The sequence below is a fragment of the Mycolicibacterium sarraceniae genome (assembly GCF_010731875.1).
GTDB lineage: Bacteria > Actinomycetota > Actinomycetes > Mycobacteriales > Mycobacteriaceae > Mycobacterium > Mycobacterium sarraceniae.
Genome location: NZ_AP022595.1, coordinates 1143332 through 1164603 on the forward strand (window position 1 = coordinate 1143332; position 21272 = coordinate 1164603).

Genomic DNA, 21272 nt, shown 5'->3' on the forward strand with positions numbered 1-21272 from the left:
CGCCACGAGAGCGACCAGCGCCCCTCATCGGCGCCTATGAGGGCCGCAGCGCCGGCGGTGAACGGCTGCTGAATGTGTTACCGAACGTGGCCGTACTACGGGCCGGTCCAAGCGGCTTTCCTGCATCGCCACGCCACCAGCGGCACCAGGAACCCGTGCCGAAGGCGGGCAGTAGAGAACGACAACCCGATCGCGACCACTGCCACCACCGGGGCGCCGTAGGTGAGCAGGCCGTAGACGAACCCGCTGGGCTTGGGACAGTCGGCGGCGCTGCACGACGAGGTGCTCATCACCGCGCCCATGGCGAACAGTTGGACGACGCCCGCACCCAGGATGGTGGACAGCGCCAGCAGCCAGTTGACCCACATTCGGGCTCGGGGTGCCTGATCGGGGTGGGTGCCGGTGGCGTTCGATGCGGTCATAGTGATCGGCCACCGCGGCGGGCACCCGGCACACGTTGTTGAGCTAAGCCGGCTGCTCGCGCTGCCGGTGCGCGGCGATCACGCTGGCCACGGAGGTGACCACGATCGTCAGCAGCGCACCCAGCATCAGCGCCGACGGTTCACCGGACGAGAGCAGGTGGTTCTGGGTGCCCAGGGTGGCCGCGGCCACCGGAACCCCGAGTTGAGCGGCGGCCAGTGCCGACAGCGCCAGGGGTTGACCGGTCAGCCGGCCTGCACAGTGCGCCAGCACCGCACCCACCCCCAGTCCGACGCCCAGCAAGATGTAGGCGGGATGGTCGCCGAGTTCGCGCACTTGTAGCGAGGCGCCGAGCCAGACGAAGAACAACGGGCCGAACAGGCCCTCGGTGATGCCGAACAGCTGGCGTGTGAGCCGCCGTGGCTCCCCCGCGGCCTTGACCACCAGACCGAGCGCGAAGCCGGCCAACATGATCGACACATGCGTGGAAACCGCGAGCGCGGCGAGCGCAAACAGAACGATGAGGTTGATCCGTAACTCCAGCGCGAACCCATGGCGCTGCGAGTAGCGGTGCAGGCGCTTGCGCAATCCCCGGCGGTCAAACCACCGCAACACGACGAACAGCACTACCGCGGCCAGCGCGATCAGCACCGCACCGATGGCCGCGGTCAACGCGCGCTCCGGGTTGATCACCAAGGGCAGCAGGACGATCGACGTCGCGTCGGCGATCGCGATCTGGGCCGTGACGCCCTGCACGGAGGGGCCATCGATACCAAGCGACTGAATCACCGGTAATGCCAGCGCCGCCGATGACGACGCCATCAACACCGCGTACACCGCGGCATGCCCGGTGTGGAAGACGCTGGCCAGTCCGACCGCGAACACGGTCGCCACCGCACCGACAAGGATGGCCCGCACGACCGCGCCCGGGATCGAGGACCGCAGCGTGGCATCGCGGATCGGGACGTGGGTGCCCACCACGAACATCACCAACGCGAATCCGATATCGGCCAGCAGACTGAAGGTGGGGTCGCCGGCGTCGACGAGGCCGAATCCGGTTCTGCCGATGAGTAATCCCACCGCGAGCTCGCCAATGACGACCGGGATACGCAGCCGTGGCACCGACGCGAGCAGCGGACCGGCCATACCGACGACCGCCACGAGTGCCAGCGCGGAGAAGCCGAAACTCACGTCGTGGGCGCCCACGATACGAGACGGCACGGAATCGGGGTGTCCTCATCGGTGAGGTAGCTGGCGCACACCCGGTGATACCCGTCGGCGATCTGCAGGGCATCGGCGGGGGTGCCGCGCACCAGCAGAATCGGTGACAACTTCTTGCCGTGGCCGATCTTCTCCACGTCCGAGCGCACATGCGGGTTGTCGGGAGGCAACAGGCTCAGGCGGGCCGCGCGCAGGATGTCTTTGGCCTTGCGGTACACCAGCTTCGCTGATTTGAGAGCGTTAACGGTGGCCGCCACCGTGGCATCCTCGGCGAGCATGCCCAGGTAATCCGCCGCCGCCTCGTAGTCGTGTTCTTCAGGCTCATCGAACCATTTCACCGCCATGATGTGGTGAGGGTACTCGTAGCACCTACACGCCGAACCGTTTCACAAGGACGGACAGCGGATCGTCAGCGTCGCGGGTGCCGCGGGGGCCGGGGCGTTCGGGGGCGACGAACACGTCCGGACGGGTCCATTCGCGCACGGCCCAGCGTTCGGCGATCGCCCATCTGCCGTCCCGGCGCTCCATATGGTCGACGTAGCGCGCACCGGTGGTGAAGTTGGCCTTTCCCTGGTCAGGCTTGCCCCAATGCGTTGCCGTCAAATACGTCTCGCTGATCGCGATATCGTCGCCGACGAAGTCGACGTGATGGTTACCTATGAAATGCATTGTCCCTGCCAGGAACTCGAGGCCTCTGCCGAGCCACGGTACGAACTCGTCGACGGTGCCGTCGAAACCGATGTGGTGGTCGATGCCGTCGGGATGGTAGGCCTGACGCACCAGGTCCAGGTCGAGCCGGTCCACACCGCGGCAGTAGAGCGCGACCACATCGCGGATCGCATGAATGTCAGCCAATCGGTCAGACACCGTAACCTCCATCTACATCGAGCTTTTGGCCGGTGATGAACCCCGCTCGCGGGGAGGCGAGAAAGCAGACCGCTTCGGCGATGTCGGCGGCGACACCGAAACGTCCCAACGGGGTGTTGCGGCGAGCGGCGTCGAGCGCCTTCTCGTCGAGGTCACCGTCGGCGATCAGGCGTTCGGCGTTGCCGTCGACCAGCATGCCGGGCCCGACACAGTTGGCACGCACACCAAAGCGGCCTTCCTCGGCCGCGATCCCCCGGATCAACGCCTCGATGGCGGCCTTGGGGGCTACCGACAGTCCGTCGCGGACGGCGAAGCGACGCGTCGCCGCTGTCGTCACCGCCACCAGACTGCCGCGCGCGCTCCGCAGGTGTGGGAGGGCCGCGGCGATGACGTTGAAGAACCCACCGGTATCGGTACCGAGCTGCTGATCGAAGCGTTCCGGGTCGACAGTGCTGAGGTGGCGCATCGGGACGTGGGCACCAGCGGCGTGGACCACGGTGTGCACACCACCCTGCTCGGCGAACGTGTCGATGACGTGCCGCACCGCTGCGGCATCGGTGATGTCGAGCTGTTCGCCGGTGATCTCCGCAGTGGCGAGTGCGGCAGCCTTGGTCGCGTTGCCGTAGTACGTGAAACCCACCCGCGATCCGCGCGCGGCCAGCATCGCGACGATCGCCGACCCGATGCCGCCGGTGCCACCGACGACGATCGCGGTGCCCGGCAGCGCATTGAAGTCACCCACGCGCTCCATCGTCCCAACCGCCGCGGCCAGGCTGGCGCCGCGGTACCGCTAGGCAGGAATCCAGTTGCCGTGGAAACCGTAGGGGACGCGGCGCGGCAGCTGAATCTTGGCGACCGGCTCGCCGGCGAAATCGGAGGCGTCCAAGATCACCAGATCGCTGCCGTCACGCGCGGCGTCGTACACGTACGCCATGTACCAGCCGTTGCTCTCGTCGGTCGGGCCCGACGCCGACGGTACGAAGACCGCCTCGCCCGGACCACCCGGCGCCAATCCGGTGGCGAAACGATGTTCGACGGCACTGCCGGTGACCAGGTCGTGCCGCACCAGGCTGGCGTCGCCGACCGAGACGCAGTAGCGGGCCGGCAGCCCGGCCAGCCGATCGTCGATCCGCGGAAATTCCACTGCCCGGTCGTCGAGCTGACGCTCGCTGACGGTGCCGCTCTGCAGGTCGATGGTCCAGCTCCACAGCACCGCGTTAGCGTCGAATCCACCGTTGTCACGCCACAATTCGGCATACCGAACCGCCTGCAGGACAAGCGATTTACCGTCGGGCGTCTCGTGGGCGTTGGCGACGTGGAACACGTAACAGGGGTCGATCTCGAACCAGCGGATCTCGCCGAACGGGTCGTCGCGGCGCAACACACCCAGCCGGGCGCCGTAGGCGTCGTCCCAGCGGTAGGGCATATCGCCCTCACCCTTGAGCGCGATGTCGAGGTTGAACACGATCGGCAAGTCCATGAAGATGACGTGCTGCGCGGTCAGCGCGAAGTCGTGCATCATCGTCAGCGCCTTCACGTCGACCGGACGGTTGATGGTCAACTCTCCATTGGCATCGGCGCGGTGGTAGGTGACGTGCGGCGCGAAAATGCTGCCGTAGCCGAAGAAATGCAGTTCCCCGGTGGTCGGGCAGATCTTGGGGTGCGCGGTCATCGAGTCGACCAGCTTGCCGCCGAAGTCATAGCAGCCGACCGTTTCCAGATCATTGGTGACCTCGTACGGCAGTGACGACTCGACCAGCGCCAGCGTCTTACCGGCGTGATTGACGACGTGAGTGTTGGCGACCGCGGCTCGCAGGTCGCGTGTTCCGTCCTCGCGGTAGAGCGGGAACGGATCGAGGAAGCTGTCGGTGCGCACCCAGCGGTTGCGATACCACTTGGCCGCACCGCCCTCGAGGCGCACGCCGTGGAGCATGCCGTCGCCGGTGAACCAGTGGCCGGTGGCCGCACGCGGGTTCGGCCCGTTGCGCAGATACCAGCCGTCGAGCTCGGGTGGGATGGCGCCCTCGACAGGAAGCGTGTATTCGGTCAGTTCGTCCGGCACCGGCGCGTAGTTGCCACGCTGAAAGAACTGACCCTGGGTGGGCAAGTTGGCTGAATCGGTGGTGATGTCCGTCATACCGAATACTCTGACAGTCCACAGATGACCTGTCAATAATGAAATGTCACAGATTGGCGGCGCGTGACATTCCACAACTGACATATCGCACCTACGATAGGGCCGTGAGTCTTCGGTACGCGGCGCTCGGCCTTCTGGCACAGCAGCCCGGCAGCGGGTACGACCTGCTCAAGCGGTTCGAAATCTCGATGGCCAACGTCTGGCCGGCCACCCAGAGCCAGCTCTACGGCGAGCTCAACAAGCTGGCCAGCGCCGGCCTGATCGAGGTCAGCGATATCGGTCCGCGCGGCCGCAAGGAGTACCGCGTCACCGACGCCGGCCGTGTGGACCTGCTGCGCTGGATGACCAATCCCCAGGACGACCCGCCGTATCGCAGCGCCGAACTGCTGCGCGTGTTCCTGCTCAGCGAGATGACGCATGAGCAGGCCAGAGCCTACGTCACCGCCGTGGCCGAGCATTCCGAAGCCGAATTGGCCCGCTACGAGCAGCTGCGCGACGCCATCGACTGGGATGACAACCCCGCCGGTTTCTACGGGCGGGCAGCCCTGGAATTCGGATTGCGCGCCCAAGCGATGGAGACCGACTGGGCGCGCTGGCTGATCAGGGAAATCGACAAGACATCAGATTAACCGTTGCATCACGATAGTTTCCGATATATCGTCACCGTATCGGAAACGCATTCGGCGTTTCCTGACCAGAAACGAGAACTTTCATGAACACCCCATTTCCCCAGTTCGGCGGCCCTGACATGGGTCGCCCCGGCTTCGGCCCGGGCTTCGGTCCCGGCTTCGGCTTTGCCCCAGCGGGTCGCGGTCGCCGCGGCGAACGCCACGGCCGTCGCGAGCATCGCGACCAATCAAGTGCGCAGCTCCGCGATCAATTCCGCGAGCACGGCGATGTCCACGACGGTCCGGCCTTCGGCCCGCGCGGCGGATTCGGTCCGGGCTTCGGTCCAGGTTTCGGCCCCGGTGGCTTCGGTCCAGGTTTCGGCCCCGGTGGCTTCGGTGCCGGTGGACGCGGCGGTCGCCGCGGACACGGCCGTAGCCGCGGCAAGCGCGGCGACGTGCGCGCCGCAATCCTCAAGCTGCTGGCCGAACGGCCGATGCACGGCTACGAAATGATCCAGGAGATCGCCGAGCGCACCCAGGATCTATGGAAGCCCAGTCCCGGCTCGGTCTACCCGACCCTGCAGCTGCTGGTCGACGAAGGTCTGCTGGTGGCCACCGAATCCGAGGGCAGCAAGAAGCTTTTCGAGCTGACCGACGAGGGCCGCGTGGCCGTCGAGAAGATCGAGACCGCACCGTGGGACGAGATCACCGAAGGTGCCGACCCCGGCCAGGTGAACATCCGCGCCGCAGTCGGCCAGTTGTTCGGCGCCGTACGGCAGGCGGCTTTCGCTGCCAACTCCGAGCAGCAGCAGCGCATCATCGACATCGTCAACAATGCGCGTCGCGAGATCTACCAGATCCTCGGCGAATCCGAGTAATACGCAGACTTGGGCGCGCTTTCGTGCGCACAGCGCATGAAACCGCGCCCAACCTGTGTCTAGACCTCGACCCAGTCCAGCGTGCGCTGGACGGCTTTGCGCCACCCGGCATAGCCGGCCTCGCGCTGCTCGGAGTTCCACGCCGGCGACCACCGACGGTCCTCCTGCCAATTGGCCCGCAGGTCGTCGGGATCCGACCAGAATCCGACCGCCAGCCCGGCGGCGTAGGCCGCCCCCAGCGCCGTCGTCTCGGCGACCACCGGACGCACCACGTCCACGCCGAGCACATCGGCCTGAATCTGCATGCACAACTCGTTCTGGGTGACACCGCCGTCGACCTTCAGAACCTCAAGGTGCACACCGGAATCGGCTTCCATCGCATCGACCACGTCGCGGCTCTGGTAGCAGATCGCCTCCAACGTCGCGCGGGCCACGTGCGCATTCGAGTTGTAGCGGGACAGCCCGACGATCGCGCCGCGCGCGTCCGAGCGCCAATACGGGGCGAACAGTCCCGAGAACGCCGGCACGAAGTACACCCCGCCGTTGTCCTGCACCTGCGCGGCCAGCGTCTCGCTCTGCGAAGCGCCGCTGATGATGCCCAGCTGATCGCGCAACCACTGCACCGCCGAGCCGGTGACGGCGATCGAACCCTCAAGGGCGTAAACGGGTTTGGCGTCCCCGAACTGGTAGCACACGGTGGTCAGCAGCCCGTTTTCGCTGCGCACGATCTTCTCGCCGGTGTTGAGCAGCAGGAAGTTACCGGTGCCGTAGGTGTTCTTGGCCTCCCCGGGTGCCAGGCACACCTGCCCGACCATCGCGGCCTGCTGATCGCCGAGGCTCGCGGTCAGCGGTACCTCGCCGCCGACGGAGCCACCGGCCAGCGTCGTCCCGTAGGGGTCCGGTGACGACGACGGCCGGATCTCGGGCAGCATTGCGCGTGGAATACCGAAGAGCCCCAACAGTTCCTCGTCCCAGTCGAGGGTCTCCAGGTTCATCAGCATGGTGCGGCTGGCGTTGGTCACATCGGTGATGTGCGCGCCACCTTTTGTTCCGCCGGTGAGGTTCCACAGCACCCAGGTGTCGGGGGTGCCGAACAGGGCGTCACCGCGTTCGGCGTCGGCGCGCACGCCGTCGACATTTTCCAGGATCCACTGCAGCTTGCCGCCGGAGAAGTAGGTGGCCGGGGGCAGACCGGCCTTGCGCCGGATGATGTCGCCGCGGCCGTCGCGATCCAGCGCGGCCGCGATCTTGTCGGTGCGGGTGTCTTGCCAGACGATCGCGTTGTAATACGGCCGGCCCGTCTTGCGGTTCCACACCAGCGTGGTCTCGCGCTGGTTGGTGATGCCCACCGCGGCGAGGTCACCGGCGGCCAGCTTCGTGGTGTTGAGCGCCGACTTCACGACTGTTTGGGTGCGTTCCCAGATCTCGACCGGGTTGTGTTCGACCCATCCGGACTGCGGCAGGATCTGCTCGTGCTCGAGCTGGTGCCGGCCGACCTCAGTGCCCTTGTGATCGAAGATCATGCAGCGGGTGCTGGTGGTGCCTTGGTCAATCGAGGCGACGAAGTCAGCCAACGGTGCTCCTCAAAGGTCGACGGTAGCCGATGTGGCCAGCATGCCAGCTTCTCGGACGCAGGCAGTAAAAACGCCAGGTGAAGTGACTCGGAGCGGCAATTCGACACAATTGGTCCAGGTGACGAAGGGGGACGACGATGCCGGACAAGTTGTCTGTCAATGTCGAAGGAGTAGATGCGTCCGCGACGCAGGTGCAGGGCCACGGCGATGACTTCGCTGCCGGCCACAGTGCCGCTGCAACGCGCATCTGGGCAGCGCACGGCGGCTGGGCCGGCCAATCGGCGCAATCGTTGGGTGCCTGGGCCGCGACGCTGGGCAAGCGCGCGGAAGCGCTGGTAACCAACGTGGATGACCACGGCCAGCACTTACACACCACGGCCCGCACCTTCGCCGTCACCGAAGAGCGACGCGCCGACAAACTGGCTGACGTCTACCGGGGATAATGCACGATGAGCATGTCCCTGGCCGACCTGGACCGGTGGGACCCCAACGCCATCCATGAGGTCTTCTCCGCGGTGACCGGCCACTCCGAGGCGACCCGACAAACATCGCAAAGCCTCGGCCAGGTGATGGCGTCGGTGCCCTTGGAAGGCGCGGCACACGATGCGGCCATGCGGGCGAGCTCCGGCATTCAACGGGATCTCGATCTGCACGCCGACCAACTCGATGCCGTCGCTAACGCGGCGAGCACCGCCGAGACCGAGGTCCGGGGAATCAAGTCGGACTGGCAGAAGATCTGCCGGATGGCCGACCGCTGGGGAATCACCATCGATATCGAGACCAACGAGATCCTGCCGCCGAATCCGCAGCCCACCGATCCCGATGACATCGCCGAGCTCGAGCGCCGGATGGGCATCATCCATGACGAAATTGTCGAGTTGCTTGATCGAGCGAACAACGCTGACCGCGACCTCGCAGCCGCGATCGACGGCGCGAACGGGACCATGTCGGCTGCCGACGTCGCCCGTGAACTGCACGATGGCCCGCACACGCCGATGGACAACGGGTTGGGCGCAGGCGACGGTCTGGCCCTGCAGAGCGGCCAGCTCACCGATCGACAGCGGCAGCGCCTTACCGAGGCCACGACCTTGTCGCCGAGTCAGCTCGAAGCACTCCAACGCGGCGATCTGGTGTTACCGCCCGACCAATTGGGTTATCTGATCGGCGTGTCACAAGCTCTCGGCGACAAGACCCCGCAACAGGTGTCCGACTTGATAGGCAAGCTGGGGCCTGACGGTGACAAGCTCGCTTCGGCGCTTCATGTGGCGTCCAATCCCTACATCAGCAGCGGAGTGCCCGGCCAGGGCAAGCCGGGAACCGTGGGGTACGTCCCCGACCGGGGCGGCAAGTTCGCGCTTCCGCAGGGGTTGGCCAACGCGCCGGTGATGCAAGAGTTCTATCCCCGGCCCGGCACGCCGGGGCAGCCCGGCGGCGGTATGCCCAAGCCGCTCGCACCGCCGATGGCCAATCAGCAACTCATGGCTCTGGCCAACATCGCCGCCAAGGGCGATCCTGGGGTGAAGATGGGCTCTGGGCTGGATGTCCTGGTGCTGGACAAAGCGCACGCACTGGTCACCGCGTCGAACGACCAGGCTCTGCCGATGGGGCCCGCCGGCGCCGAGATGGATCGAACGATCCGGTCCAAGAACAGCATTGACCCCACCCTGCAGCGAATGCTCGACGTCGTCCACGCAGATTCGTTAGTGATCCACGATGCGGTGACCGGCGCGGCGGTGGACGGCCTGTCAGCGGATTCTGGCCGGGGCCAACAGTTCCTGGCGGACATGTTCAACCACGACTACGCCGACGGCGGAAAGTCTGTTGGCAGTCTGTTCCACAACATCGAAGGCCAAGCGGTGGTGCATGATCCCGGCAACGCCACCGAGGTCGCACTCGCCGAGCGGGCGGGTCAAACCGCCCACGCTGCGGCCTTCCAGCTCGGCGACAAGTGGCAGCACCTGCTGAATCTCAACGGTGCAGGCGACAGCCTGGGACAGATGAATCCTGAACTTGCACAGAGTCTTTCGCATGCTCTGTCGCACGACATTCCGGACATGATGAACAACCGCTTGGAGGACACCCGCGGATTCGGATTGCTCGACGGCGCACTCGGCGTCGGAGAAGGACACGCACCGCTTGCACAGGGCGTTTTCGCAGTGCTCGACAGCGATGACGCAGCCTCGCGGTACATCAACAAGGCGGCGGAAGGCTATACCGTTCTTTGGCACCACGAGCTAGCCCAGTCGATCGCAAAGTCCTTGACAACGGGTGACTCCAGCACGATTGACTACGCCGACGCGACCACCATCGGTGAAATGTACGGAATACGTGATCACGCCAACCTCGTCGAAGCCAACGACAGAATCACCGATCACAATCTCGCGGCCCAGGCGGCTTACGACAGGCGCAAAGCGTGGATCGACGGCCTCGACGGCGTCGGATCCTCAGTGCCGATTGCTGGCCAGTACGCCAGCACGGCTGCCTATGTGCTAAACCAAATGTTCCTCGGTGACGCGCCAACACCCTCACCCCTAGGCGAGGCCAACATCAGAGCGTCGACACCGGCGCAATACGCGCTAGCGGCGGAGCTGTAGACCGCCGGGGTCGGCAATACGAGCGGGCTAGCAGAGTATGCGCTGCCCGACGGTTCGGCATTGCAGGACTATCAATCTCAAGCTTCGAAGGCCGACGGAGGCGCATTCAGGAATGCTATACAAGATTACCTAAATACCCTGGGGATACCCAATTCACAGATCTGGGCAAATTACACAGAGGGGCACAATAATGCGCTCAAGTAGCACCAGTGCGTGCGCCGCTTTGATTATTGCGCTTGTTGCATTCACGATTAGCAGCTGCAATTCACGCCACGACTCGGCCCATGAATCGCCGACTCCCCCTGCCGCTGAATTTCCGAACCTTACACCGCTAGCGGCGAACATGCGTTTCCATTGGAGCGCGGACCCTGGCATCGACTTGTATAAAGGGCCAGCCGTACCCATTCGCGCCTATTTGGAATCGTTTTTCCTCATCAATCTCCTTGCGAATCCCGATGCGGGATACCCGGGTTTTAAACGCGCGGTTCCGTATCCGCCCGACGGGGTCTTCAATATCAAGCGCATCAACAATCCGGCTCCGCGCATCGACCAATCCACTTCCGTGATCGGCCCCTACCTGGATAAACCTCTGTATGGCGTGGATTATCTACACATCCTGCGGATCACGCCGATTCCCGACGGCTTTTCTACGCGGGTATGCGTCGCCGAACAGGGCTTGTACCTCGTTACGCCCGAAAAGAAGTACCGGCCGATGTTCAGCGGTAGCGAGCTGAAACCATGGGTCATGCGCGTCGATTTCAGCGACCAGACACCCACAACTGGTCCACCGGCACCCGCAAGCCCTACCGCTCCCCAACGGGGACCTCTGCCCGCTCCTGCCGAAGACGTGTTCGGGCCGTGGGTTGCAACTGCAGGACGGCCATTGCCGGAGTGGTTCACTCCAGATGGCAAGTCCGGCAAAGATCCTGAAACTGATGCCCTTGAGCAGCAGTGCACAACCAGCATGCAGACCCCCGGCCTGCAACTGCCAGGCCCCACCTTCGAGAATCCCCCACCCGCACCTGCTCCAGTGCCCGGCTGGCCGGCGCTACCCGAATGATCGCCGATATGCCCCGCGGCGGCCCGGATGCCTCGTGCCTGGATCGGCTGCTGCAGACCAACGGTCAGGAGTACCTTGACCGCGACGACATCGGCGATGACGTCAAACGCGACATCGTGGCAGCGCTGGACCGGTTCGGCACGATGTTCCGACCGGCCGCTGTGGAAAAAGATGAGTTTCACTGCGGCACAAGACAATTTCATCGAGGCCGCGCGGCACGGGATGGACGCCCGGCTGTACTGGCCCGGATTGGGTGAGATCACCCCCTGATGAGCTGGTGCTACGGACCCTGCTGCCGATGGCCGACGAAGGCTTGCGCCGCTGGGGCGTGGCCGCCGAAGTGCGCGACCGCTACCTCGGGGTGATCGAAGGCCGGGCCAAGACCAGCCGCAACGGGTCGGCGTGGCAGGTCGCCACGGTGGAGGCGTTGCAGCGCGGCGGCATGGCCCGCCCGCAGGCGCTCGCCGAGATGCTGCGCCGGTACTGCGATCTGATGCACAGCAACGAACCCGTCCACACCTGGGCGGACGGCGCCGCGGAGTAGGTTGGGGGCCATGGATTCTGAGGTGATGGACTGGGACAGCGTCTACCGGGGAGAAGACGGTTTCGACGGCCCGCCACCATGGAGTATCGGGGAACCGCAACCCGAGCTGGCTGCCTTGATCCGGGACGGCCAACTCACCGGTGACGTGCTCGACGCCGGGTGCGGGCATGCCGAGTTGTCGTTGACGCTCGCCGCGGCCGGCAGCACCGTCGTCGGCATCGACCTGTCACCGACGGCCATTGCCGCGGCGACCAAAGCCGCCGAGAAACGCGGTCTGGGCAATACGACGTATGTGTGCGCTGACATCACCTCATTCACTGGCTACGACGGCCGCTTCGACACGATCGTCGACAGCACCCTGTTCCACTCGCTTCCGGTCGATCGTCGCGATTCCTACCTGCAGTCCATTCACCGCGCCGCCGCGCCGGGTGCCAAGCTGTACGTGCTGGTGTTCGCGAAGGGCGCCTTCCCACCGCATCTGGAGACTAAGCCCAATGAGGTCGATGAGGACGAGCTGCGGGCAGCGGTGTCGAAGCACTTCGTGATCGACGAGATCCGTCCGGCGTTTATCCACGCCTACCAGCCTGAGATCCCCGGCATACCGCCCACCGCAACGCCTTTCGATCTGGATGAGAAGGGCCGAACGAAGCTGCCGGCATTCCTGCTCAGCGCCCACAACGAGGGCTGAATCTGTTATTCCGACAGGCAACTATGTGCCCGCGGGCATCCGCTCGATCGGAGTGGCCAGTCTCCTGCTCTGCCGTCAGGCCACCGCCGCTGATTTGGCCAGCGCCGTGGTGGCGACCCTGGCCAGCGCTACAGCGCGTCCGGTGCCACGCTGTATCTGCGGAATCCAACACCTCGAAACGCCGTCGACGGTCCAAACGAGCTTCATCCCAGCGCATTCCGGGGCCATCGATGCCTATCGCGCCACACGGATGAGCCAGTCTGGGCCGCTTCAGGTTAGAGCGCGCAGCGCCGTCACGAACGCCTCGAGGTCCTCGATGGAGGCGTCAACATGCGGCGAGACTCGCAGCACCGGCGTCGTCATCTCCAGGGGTGCCCGCTCAATGCCGGCCGCGGTCGTCACGATGCCATACTCGGCGATCAGTCGGGCCCGCACCTGCGCCGGGTCGGTGCCCTCGGTCGGCGCCAGCGTGGTAATGGCAGTTGGCTCGTCGACAGGTTCGACGACCCGCCAGCCGGGAACGTCGGCGAGCAGCGTGCGCACCTGCCGTCCCAGCTCCCCCAAGCGTTGCCGCACCGCGTCCGGGCCAGCCGCGAGATGCAACCCCACGGCCACCGAAAAAGCAACCCGGGTAGCAATATTGGCCTCACCGAATTCCAAGCATTGCAGCGCCGACAGCGAGCCGGCCCACTCCGGAGTCTGCAGCAGGTCGGCCAGCGCCGGACGCACGGCGAGCACACCAACCCCGCGCGGGCCGGCCAGCCACTTGCGCGACGAGGAGTAGACGGCATCAGCATCGGCCACGCAGTCGATGTGCGCCAGGGCCTGGGCAGCATCGACGATCAACGGCACCCCGATCTCCCGGCATATCTCTGCAACGGCGGCCACCGGTTGCACGACGCCGCGATGGCTGGCGACCGCGGTCAGGTGCACCATCGCCGGCGGATCATCGGCCAACGCCGTGCGTGCAGCATCGGGATCGACCCGGCCGAGGCTATCGACTGGCAATGACCGGCGGCTGAATCCGTTGGCGGCGAACCCCGCGAGGTTTGGACCGTACTCGCCGGGTAGGCACGCGACCGTGCGCTCCATCGGCCACACACCGAGCAGCAGTTGCAGGGCGTTTCCCGAACCGGTGGTGAAAACCACGTCGGCGGCCGACATTCCGGTCAGCGCAGCGACACCCGCGCGGCCGGCGTCGAGCACCGATGCTGCCGCCTGTGCCGCGACATAGCCGCCGACCTCGGATTCGTGGCGGGCATGCGCGGCCGCGGCATCGATCGCCGCCACACTCTGGCGCGAACACGCGGCACTGTCCAGATGCACACCTGCGGCAGGCAGCCGAGCAGCGCGCCAACTCTGTGCCAGGGCCTCTGGTCCGCTCACTTCACTGCCAGCGACAGGCCGAAGTCGCCTGCCGGGTCGGTCCACCAGTGAGTGCGTCGCAACCCCGCCTCGGCGAGTTCCTGCGCGACCGTCTCCGGCCGGAACTTGCACGACACCTCGGTGAGCATCTCCTCCCCTGCGGCGAAATCGACCTGCATCCCGAGGCTGCCGATAACCACCCGCTGCGGAGCTGTTGCCCGCAGCCACATTTCGATCCGCTCCTCGTCTGGATTCCAGCGAGCGACGTGCTGGAAGGCACCGAGATCGAAGTTCGCGTCCAGCTCGCGGTTGACCACCGCCAGCACGTTGAGGTTGAACCGCGCGGTGACGCCGGCGCCGTCGTCGTAGGCACGGACCAGCCGGCCGGTGTCTTTGACCAGATCAGTACCCAGCAACAGGCTGTCCCCGGGATCGAGCACATCGGCCAGCGCGGCCAGGAACTGCTTGCGAGGACCTGGCGTCAGATTGCCGATGGTCGAGCCGAGAAAGACGAACAGCCGCCGACCGCCGGCAGGAACTCTGGCTAGGTGTTCCTCGAAATCACCACACACAGCGTCGATCTCGAGACCGGGATACTCGCTAGCCAATGCGGCGCCGGCCGACTCCAGCACACTCGAGTCGACGTCGAAGGGCACGAAGCGCCGCAGCGATCCGGTGTCGCGCAGCGCCGTCAGGAGCTGCCTGGTCTTCTCCGAGGTGCCGCTGCCGAGCTCGACCAGCGTGTCGGCACCACTTGCCGCCACGATCGCCGGCGACTGGGCACGCAGGATCTGCGCCTCGGCCCGGGTCGGGTAGTACTCCGGCAACCGGGTGATCTGGTCGAAAAGCTCGCTGCCCACAGAGTCGTAGAACCACTTGGGCGGCAACGATTTCGGATTCTGCGCCAGCCCGTTCCGGACGTCGGCGCGCAATGCCTGGGCAGCGGAGTCGGCGGCTAGGTAGTGCGACAGCGTGAACGTCACGAAGATCCTTCCAGCGGCGTCAGCGACACCTGTCCCCCAGTCACGTCGACCAGGTGCCGTTCGGGAATGTCCTGCCAATCGGGATGGTCGTCATAGGGCTCGCTGGCCAGCACCACACCATCGTCGCGGCGCAGGACCGACAGAGTATCGCCCCAGGTGGTGGCCACTAGCCGGGATCCGTTGGCCGCCATGATGTTCAGTCGCGCTGAAGGGTCTGCGGTGCCGACGTCGAGGATGGTGTCGGCGAGGTTGTCCAGGCCACGGTCGAAGATCAGCGCGGCAAGCATCGCGCTGTCGACCGTTGATTCGGCGGCGCGGCTGACGGGCAGTACCCCGCGGTCGACGACTCCGTTGTGTGACAGCAGCCAGCTGCCGTCGCTGAATGGCGCCGAAGCGCTGGCCTCGATGGGCATGCCCACCGTCGCCGAACGCACCGCGGCGACTACACATCGGCTGTGCAGCGCGGGTGCCACCGACGCGAAGGACACATCACCCCACAGCGGTGACGCGCTGCGCCACCGGCGAGCGTGTCCATGATCGAAGAACCCCACGCCCCACCCGTCGGCGTTCATCAGCCCGTGCTTCTGCCGGCGCGGAGCGTAGGACTGCACCTGCAGGCCGGAGGGCGGATCCAGCATCAGCGAGGCGATCGACACCGGCTCACCCAGCCACCCGAGATGTCGGCACATCAGACGTCCCAGACCAGGCGCACACCGGAGAAGATCTGCCGGCGGATCGGGTGATCCCAGTTGCGGAAGCTTGGCCGCAACGTGTCGGCGGCCACCGCCCAGGAACCGCCGCGCAACACCTTGTAATCCCCGTCGAAGAATGGTTCCGAATAGCGTTGGTAGATCATCGGGGTGAATCCGGGCCACGGCCGCAAGGGCGAGGTGGTCCACTCCCACACGTCGCCGAGCATCTGCTCGGCCCCGTAGGCCGAGGCCCCGGCGGGATAGGCGCCGACGGGTGCAGGCCGCAGCGCCGTACCGCTGAGGTTGGCCAAGCGCCCACTGGGTTCGTCGGAACCCCAGGGATAGCGGCGGCGGGTGCCGGCACCGGGATCCCAGGCCGCGGCCTTCTCCCATTCGATTTCGGTGGGCAGGCGGGCACCCGCCCACGCCGCGTAGGCCTCGGCTTCGAAGAAGCTGACATGCTGCACGGGTTCGTCGCCGGGGATCGCCTCGACATGGCCGAACCGGGTTCGGGTGCCCTCACGATTCCAGAATTCCGGCGCGCTCAGACCGGCCTGCACTCGGTGCTCCCAGCCGCGTGGTGACCACCACCGCTGCTGGACGTATCCGCCGCCGTCGACGAACTCGCGCCACTCGGAGTTGGTCACCGGCACCCGCCCGATCCGGAAGGCCGGTACGTCGACCAAATGCGCAGGCCGCTCGTTGTCGAGCGACAACGGCTCGTCTCGCCCGTCGACACCGAGTACGAACGCACCGCCGGCGACCAGCACCGAGGTGCCCGCCAGGCCGGGTCGCCCGTCAGGCAGGGCATTCCGCTGCGCCAGAATCGGCGCGCCACTGCGCAGGTTCAACGCCTGGAGCATGGTTTCGTCGTGCTGATTCTCATGGCTGATCACCAGGCCGAAGCGGAATGCGACCTCGGCGTCGTCATCGCGTTCGGGCAGGGTGTCCAAGATGTCGAGCGCGGCGGCCCGGACGCTGTTGCAGTAGGCGCGTGATTGCGCGGGCGACAGCAGCGGCAGGTCGACGCGGCTGGCCCGAGAGTGCACGAAAGCGTCGTAGAGGCCTTCGATATTGGCAGGCAACATCCCCGGCCGGTGCGGGTCACCGTCGCGCAACAGCCACAGCTCCTCCTGTTGCCCGATGTGCGCAAGGTCCCATACCAGCGGACTCATCAGCGGGTTGTACTGGCGATGTAACTCGGCATCGTCGAAGTCGGTGAGGGCCAGAGTGCGCTGCCGGGCCCGATCGAGATCGCGGGCCAAGGTGTCGCGCCCGATCATGCTGTCGACCTGGCCATCTGCAGCAGTGCGCCCTCGATGCCACTGCTGATGGCTTGGTCGGCGAAATCGTCGGCGGGACTGCGGCCGTTCTCCACGCTCTGCACCAACCGCTGCATCGACTCGGATAACTCCGCGGGTGCGCGTTCGGCGGCCACCGCGACACAGCGGTTGGCCGCCTCGTAAAGCCGGTCGTCCTTGAGGCCGATCCGAGCCGCCAGATCCCACGCTGTCGCGACCGGTTCGACGGCTTCGGCGGCCAACTCGGCAGCCACCGGGTCATCGAGCAGCGTCACCATCAGGAACACCACCGCCGGCAACAGTTCGTCGGGCACGCTGTCGAGGTAGCGGATCTCCAGCCAGCGCCGCGGGCGCACCGGCGGGAACAACGTGGTCAGGTGGTAATCAAGGTCGGCGGTGGTGGGCCGGCGATCACCCAGGAGCACGAGCCCGTCGGCCCAATCGGCGAACGGGACATGCTCGGTGACCGCCACCGCATCCGGGGTGTGCACCAGCATCACCGGAGCTTTGAGCGCGTAGCGGGACCAGTCGGTGCCCGGATCGTCACCGCTGGCACCGAGGATCGGTCCGCAGCGCGCCGAATCCAGCTGGCTCCACACCCGCTGACGGCTGGAGGCCCAGCCGGTGAAGCGACCGGCGAGCAGCGGCGAATTGGCGGCGATCGCAATCATCGTCGGGCCGAGCGAGTGGGCCAGCCGGACCCGGGCTGCCCACCCGTCGCGCGGGCCGGCGTCGAGATTCACCTGAATCGAGGCGGTCGACGTCATCATCGCCGTGCCCGCACGTCCCGTGCCCGAGGCGGTGAAGAACCGTTCCATGGCCTGATAGCGGTCACCCGGGTTGATCCGGTGTGGACGGCGCAGCGGGTCTGCACCCAGCAGCGCGAGGCCCAGACCCGCCTCGGCGAACGCCGATTGCAAGGCTTTGCGGTCGGCGCTCAACGCGGCGATCGCGGCTACCGGCCCATCTGCCGGTGGCCCGGACAGTTCGACGGCACCGCCGGGCTCCACAGTGACGGCGCTGCCGCCGGGCAGTGGTCCCACAGTGGCGATCACGTTGTTCAGCTGCACCCAATCCGGCCGCCGGCGGGGGTCATGCAGATCGAAGCAGTGCGCTTCGAGTTCCAGACCCACCCGGCCGATCGGGCCGTGCTCCAGAGATGCGCCGGCGATGTACAGCGCGGCCGAGGATGAGCTGGTCAAAACGCGCTCGCCGACGGCCGGGCCGCTCGATGCCCGGCCCGGCTCGGACGTGACGACGAACGTCATGCGATCCATCTTCGGCGACCACACCGACAAATTCCTTCGATCCCCTGCTTACGCATTGGTGACCTGACTATTGACCCAGGGTGTTCTGCATGGCGCCGGCCAGAACATTGACCGCGGGCCCGCCATTCCCGGCCTGGCAGACCTTGGCCTGCAGCAGCACGTTTTCCCGCAGCCGGGTCTGGGTGAAGCACCGGCGATCAGTACCCGCTTCTTGTTTGACCCACACCGCGTCGGTGGCGGTGGGTGCGACACCACCGAACGACCACACCTGCGTGGTGCCGTCATCGAGGTGCATGGCCGTGGTCTGACCTGCGCACCCGATGGTGCGGTCGGTGATGCGGTGGAAGGCCCGGGTGGCGGCGTCGGCGGTGGCGAACACCCCGATGGCCTGCTTGACCAGGTGGTTCTGGTCGGTCGCCGAGGTCTGGGTCACCGCACTGTTGAATGACGCGAGGTCGGGATCGAGGTACACCTCAGGCAGCCCGACATCGGCCCAGTTATTGCAGACGGGCAGGTCCACCCAGTACGCCTGGACCGGATCGGTGTTCACCGCTTCCCAGGTCATCGGGGCGCCGACGATATTGCCGACGGACCCCTTGCTCAGCACTGCGTAGGACACCACACCCGGATCCGACGGACGGGCCTGAGCCGGAACGGCCGTGCCGAAACCGGTGACACCGGCGGCCAACGCGACCGCCGCCGCAACAGTGCTGCGCATCGCCTCAGACCTTGGCAGTCAGCGTGACGTCGATAGTGCCCCGGGTGGCTTTGGAGTACGGACACACCCGGTGTGCTTTGTCCATCAGCTCCTCGGCCTGCGCCTGCTCCACACCGTCGCGTCCCCCGCCGCTGGCCGTGGACTCCGCGGTGTAGATGACCTCGATCTTCATGGAATCGATCATGCCAGCCGATGCGCGGGGTGATTCGGTCGCGAGATCGACATGAGGGTCGTGAAACATCAGCAATCACAACCCGCACGTCGATTTCGGTGGCCGCTATTCGGCCTTGCCGCGCACTCCTTCTTCGACTTTTTCACCGAGATCGGCGTCGACGTTGCGCCAGTACTCGAACACGCGGGACAACACCGGCTCCTTCACACCGTCGGACACATGCCCGATGATGTTGTGCACGAGACGATCTCGAGCGGCATCGTCGAGAACCTCCCGGACCAAGGTGCCGGCTTGGCCCCAATCGTCGTCATCTGGGCGAAGCGCATACGCGCTACGGACCATGTCGCCATCACAGACCCAGTGCACCTCTGCAGCCCGCGCGGGATCGGCTTCCGGACCGCCCATCGAGTTCGGTGCATACACCGGGTCGGGGGCATTGCGGATGCGCATCGCACCGTCCTTGGAATAGGCGTTCACTTCGACGTGCGGCTCGTTGACCGGGATCTGCCGGTAGTTCACGCCGAGCCGGTGACGATGCGCGTCGGAGTACGAGAATCCGCGCGCCAGCAGCATCTTGTCCGGGCTCAAGCCGGTCCCTGACACGATGTTGTTCGGCTCGAAAGCGGCCTGCTCCATCTGGGCGTGGTAGTCGACGACGTTGCGGTTCAACGTCATTCGGCCGACCTCATGCAGGGGGTAGTCGCTGTGCGGCCACACCTTGGTCAGGTCGAACGGGTTGAATCGGTAGGTCTTGGCGTCCTCGAACGGCATGATCTGGACGTGCAGCGTCCAGCTCGGGAAGTCGCCGTCCTCAATCGAGTTGAAGAGGTCGCGCTGGTGATAGTCGCCGTCTTCGCCTGCCAGCCGGTCGGCATCCTCCTGGCTGAGGTAGTCGATGCCCTGGTCGGTCTTGAAGTGGTACTTCACCCAGAACAATTCGCCGGCGGCGTTGAGCCAGCTGTAGGTGTGGCTGGAATACCCATTCATGTTGCGCCACGTCTTCGGGATGCCCCGATCACCCATCAAGTAGGCAACCTGGTGTGCCGACTCCGGACATAACGTCCAGAAGTCCCACTGCATGTTGTGGTCGCGAAGATTATTCGCGGCCATGCGCTTCTGGCTGCGAATGAAGTTCTGGAATTTCATCGGATCGCGCACGAAGAACACCGGAGTGTTGTTGCCGACCATGTCGAAGTTGCCCTCGCTGGTGTAGAACTTCAGCGCGAAACCCCGCGGGTCCCGCCAGGTGTCTGGGCTGCCGCGCTCACCGGCCACCGTGGAGAACCTGGCCACCATCTCGGTCTTGGCACCGGGTTGCAGGAACGCGGCTCGAGTGAATTGGCTGACGTCCCGGGTCACCTCGAAGGCCCCGAACGCTCCGCCGCCCTTGGCGTGCGGTTGACGCTCCGGGATGCGCTCCCGGTTGAAGTTCGCCATCTGCTCGATCAAGTAGTGATCCTGTAGCAGGATCGGGCCGTCCGATCCGACGGTCAGGGAGTGTTCGAAACTCGGGGCCGGCGCACCGGCATCGGTAGTCAGGAATTTCTCTGTCATTTTTTGCGCCCCTCTCTGTGGCTGTGGGCCGACCGAGGAGCGAGTACCCGCCAACCGCTGTCCCATCACCACCGAAAGCCCAGCGCCCTCCGGGGGAAGGGCGCTGGGCAGCTCGGGGCAGAGGTCAGGGACGAGGAGTTGGCGTGGCACCGGGGCCAGTGCCACCCGGGCCGGCCGGCGCGAATCCAGGACCTGCGCCAGGTCCACCGGGCCCACTGGGGCCAACGGGGCCACCAGGCCCACCGGGGCCAACGGGGCCACCGGGCCCACCGGGCCCACCGGGGCCACTGGGGCCACTGGGGCCACTGGGGCCACCAGGTCCGCCGCGGTGTTGCCACTGCTGCGAGTCACCGTCGCCCCTGTTGTGGTGGTGGCAGCCGCCGCCGTGTCCGCTGTGGCGTCCGAGGGCGAATCCGGTGAAGAACACAGCGCCAACGATAAAGATCGTTCCGGCGACGATGGCGACCCACGCGGCGGCCTGATAGAGCCGGTTGGGTCGAGTGGCGACGGGGACAGGCACCACGTACTCCGGTGGCTGCGGCAAGGTCGCGACAGGGCTGGTTGCGGGCTCGTCGGCCTGCTCGGGTGTTTCGGTCATGACTTCATCATCCGAGGCGGCCACCTAGTG

At 66.0% G+C, this 21272-nt stretch carries 21 protein-coding genes and 2 pseudogenes; 8 read left to right on the forward strand and 15 right to left on the reverse strand.

Annotated features, from left to right (window positions below; translation table 11 throughout):
• Nucleotides 1-95: 95 nt before the first annotated feature.
• The 6 genes from G6N13_RS05980 to G6N13_RS06005 are packed head-to-tail and all read right to left on the reverse strand — an operon-like array spanning nt 96 to nt 4645.
• Complete coding sequence (locus tag G6N13_RS05980) at nt 96-422, reverse strand: hypothetical protein (RefSeq protein ID WP_170310439.1); 327 nt, start codon at nt 420-422, stop codon at nt 96-98.
• A 43-nt stretch (nt 423-465) separates the two neighbouring features.
• Nucleotides 466-1566, reverse strand: a complete 1101-nt coding sequence (locus tag G6N13_RS05985; RefSeq protein ID WP_163701771.1) for a cation:proton antiporter — start codon at nt 1564-1566, stop codon at nt 466-468.
• Between the two features lie 41 nt (nt 1567-1607).
• A complete protein-coding gene (locus tag G6N13_RS05990; RefSeq protein WP_163695229.1) occupies nt 1608-1985 on the reverse strand; it encodes a hypothetical protein in 378 nt (125 codons plus the stop codon).
• 25 nt (nt 1986-2010) lie between these two features.
• Nucleotides 2011-2520, reverse strand: a complete 510-nt coding sequence (locus G6N13_RS05995) for a nuclear transport factor 2 family protein (protein ID WP_163695231.1) — start codon at nt 2518-2520, stop codon at nt 2011-2013.
• Entirely contained in the window at nt 2501-3250 is a 750-nt protein-coding gene (locus tag G6N13_RS06000; RefSeq protein WP_407663875.1) for an SDR family oxidoreductase, read from the reverse strand. Before G6N13_RS06000 ends, G6N13_RS05995 begins: the two co-directional genes overlap by 20 nt.
• 48 nt (nt 3251-3298) lie before the next feature.
• On the reverse strand, nt 3299-4645 hold the full coding sequence (locus G6N13_RS06005) for a carotenoid oxygenase family protein (RefSeq protein ID WP_163695233.1): 1347 nt from the start codon (nt 4643-4645) through the stop codon (nt 3299-3301).
• 104 nt (nt 4646-4749) lie between these two features.
• Here G6N13_RS06005 and G6N13_RS06010 point away from each other — a divergent pair, with 104 nt between their 5' ends.
• Nucleotides 4750-5274: a PadR family transcriptional regulator gene (locus G6N13_RS06010; RefSeq protein ID WP_163695234.1), complete on the forward strand. Its 525-nt coding sequence runs from the start codon at nt 4750-4752 to the stop codon at nt 5272-5274.
• 83 nt (nt 5275-5357) lie between these two features.
• On the forward strand, nt 5358-6131 hold the full coding sequence (locus G6N13_RS06015) for a PadR family transcriptional regulator (protein ID WP_163695235.1): 774 nt from the start codon (nt 5358-5360) through the stop codon (nt 6129-6131).
• A gap of 59 nt (nt 6132-6190) precedes the next feature.
• Here the strand turns inward: G6N13_RS06015 and glpK are convergent, their stop codons facing one another.
• Nucleotides 6191-7705: a glycerol kinase GlpK gene (gene glpK / locus G6N13_RS06020; protein WP_163695236.1), complete on the reverse strand. Its 1515-nt coding sequence runs from the start codon at nt 7703-7705 to the stop codon at nt 6191-6193.
• Between the two features lie 137 nt (nt 7706-7842).
• Between glpK and G6N13_RS06025 the strand changes: the two genes are divergently transcribed.
• The 6 genes and pseudogenes from G6N13_RS06025 (at nt 7843) to G6N13_RS06050 (ending at nt 12591) form a co-directional block, all read left to right on the forward strand.
• Nucleotides 7843-8148: a WXG100 family type VII secretion target gene (locus G6N13_RS06025; protein ID WP_163695237.1), complete on the forward strand. Its 306-nt coding sequence runs from the start codon at nt 7843-7845 to the stop codon at nt 8146-8148.
• Nucleotides 8149-8154: 6 nt separating this feature from the next.
• A complete protein-coding gene (locus G6N13_RS06030) occupies nt 8155-10299 on the forward strand; it encodes a TPR repeat domain-containing protein (RefSeq protein ID WP_163695239.1) in 2145 nt (714 codons plus the stop codon).
• A 343-nt stretch (nt 10300-10642) separates the two neighbouring features.
• A complete protein-coding gene (locus G6N13_RS06035) occupies nt 10643-11359 on the forward strand; it encodes a hypothetical protein (protein WP_163695240.1) in 717 nt (238 codons plus the stop codon).
• Nucleotides 11356-11505, forward strand: a pseudogene (locus tag G6N13_RS06040) (SAM-dependent methyltransferase); the annotation flags it as partial. The gene G6N13_RS06035 and the pseudogene G6N13_RS06040, both read left to right, overlap by 4 nt.
• 1 nt (nt 11506) lies before the next feature.
• A pseudogene (locus G6N13_RS06045) lies at nt 11507-11903 on the forward strand (glutamate--cysteine ligase); the annotation flags it as partial.
• 10 nt (nt 11904-11913) lie between these two features.
• A complete protein-coding gene (locus tag G6N13_RS06050) occupies nt 11914-12591 on the forward strand; it encodes a class I SAM-dependent methyltransferase (RefSeq protein WP_163695242.1) in 678 nt (225 codons plus the stop codon).
• A gap of 270 nt (nt 12592-12861) precedes the next feature.
• On the opposite strand, the gene egtE is transcribed toward G6N13_RS06050, so the two are convergent.
• From egtE to G6N13_RS06090, 8 genes are all read right to left on the reverse strand, one after another.
• Nucleotides 12862-13977, reverse strand: a complete 1116-nt coding sequence (gene egtE, locus G6N13_RS06055; protein WP_163695244.1) for an ergothioneine biosynthesis PLP-dependent enzyme EgtE — start codon at nt 13975-13977, stop codon at nt 12862-12864.
• Nucleotides 13974-14939 carry an L-histidine N(alpha)-methyltransferase gene (egtD, locus tag G6N13_RS06060; RefSeq protein WP_163695246.1) on the reverse strand — a complete coding sequence of 322 codons (966 nt, stop codon included), beginning with the start codon at nt 14937-14939 and terminating at the stop codon, nt 13974-13976. The genes egtE and egtD overlap by 4 nt, the downstream gene beginning before the upstream one ends.
• Complete coding sequence (gene egtC, locus G6N13_RS06065) at nt 14936-15628, reverse strand: ergothioneine biosynthesis protein EgtC (RefSeq protein ID WP_163695247.1); 693 nt, start codon at nt 15626-15628, stop codon at nt 14936-14938. The genes egtD and egtC overlap by 4 nt, the downstream gene beginning before the upstream one ends.
• Nucleotides 15628-16914 carry an ergothioneine biosynthesis protein EgtB gene (gene egtB / locus G6N13_RS06070; RefSeq protein ID WP_163695248.1) on the reverse strand — a complete coding sequence of 429 codons (1287 nt, stop codon included), beginning with the start codon at nt 16912-16914 and terminating at the stop codon, nt 15628-15630. Before egtB ends, egtC begins: the two co-directional genes overlap by 1 nt.
• Nucleotides 16911-18200, reverse strand: a complete 1290-nt coding sequence (gene egtA / locus G6N13_RS06075) for an ergothioneine biosynthesis glutamate--cysteine ligase EgtA (protein ID WP_179965090.1) — start codon at nt 18198-18200, stop codon at nt 16911-16913. Before egtA ends, egtB begins: the two co-directional genes overlap by 4 nt.
• A gap of 67 nt (nt 18201-18267) precedes the next feature.
• A complete protein-coding gene (locus tag G6N13_RS06080; protein ID WP_163695249.1) occupies nt 18268-18918 on the reverse strand; it encodes a sensor domain-containing protein in 651 nt (216 codons plus the stop codon).
• Between the two features lie 4 nt (nt 18919-18922).
• Entirely contained in the window at nt 18923-19090 is a 168-nt protein-coding gene (locus tag G6N13_RS24900; RefSeq protein ID WP_407663876.1) for an OsmC family protein, read from the reverse strand.
• Nucleotides 19091-19195: 105 nt separating this feature from the next.
• Nucleotides 19196-20644: a catalase gene (locus tag G6N13_RS06090; RefSeq protein WP_163695251.1), complete on the reverse strand. Its 1449-nt coding sequence runs from the start codon at nt 20642-20644 to the stop codon at nt 19196-19198.
• Between the last annotated feature and the right edge of the window lie 628 nt (nt 20645-21272).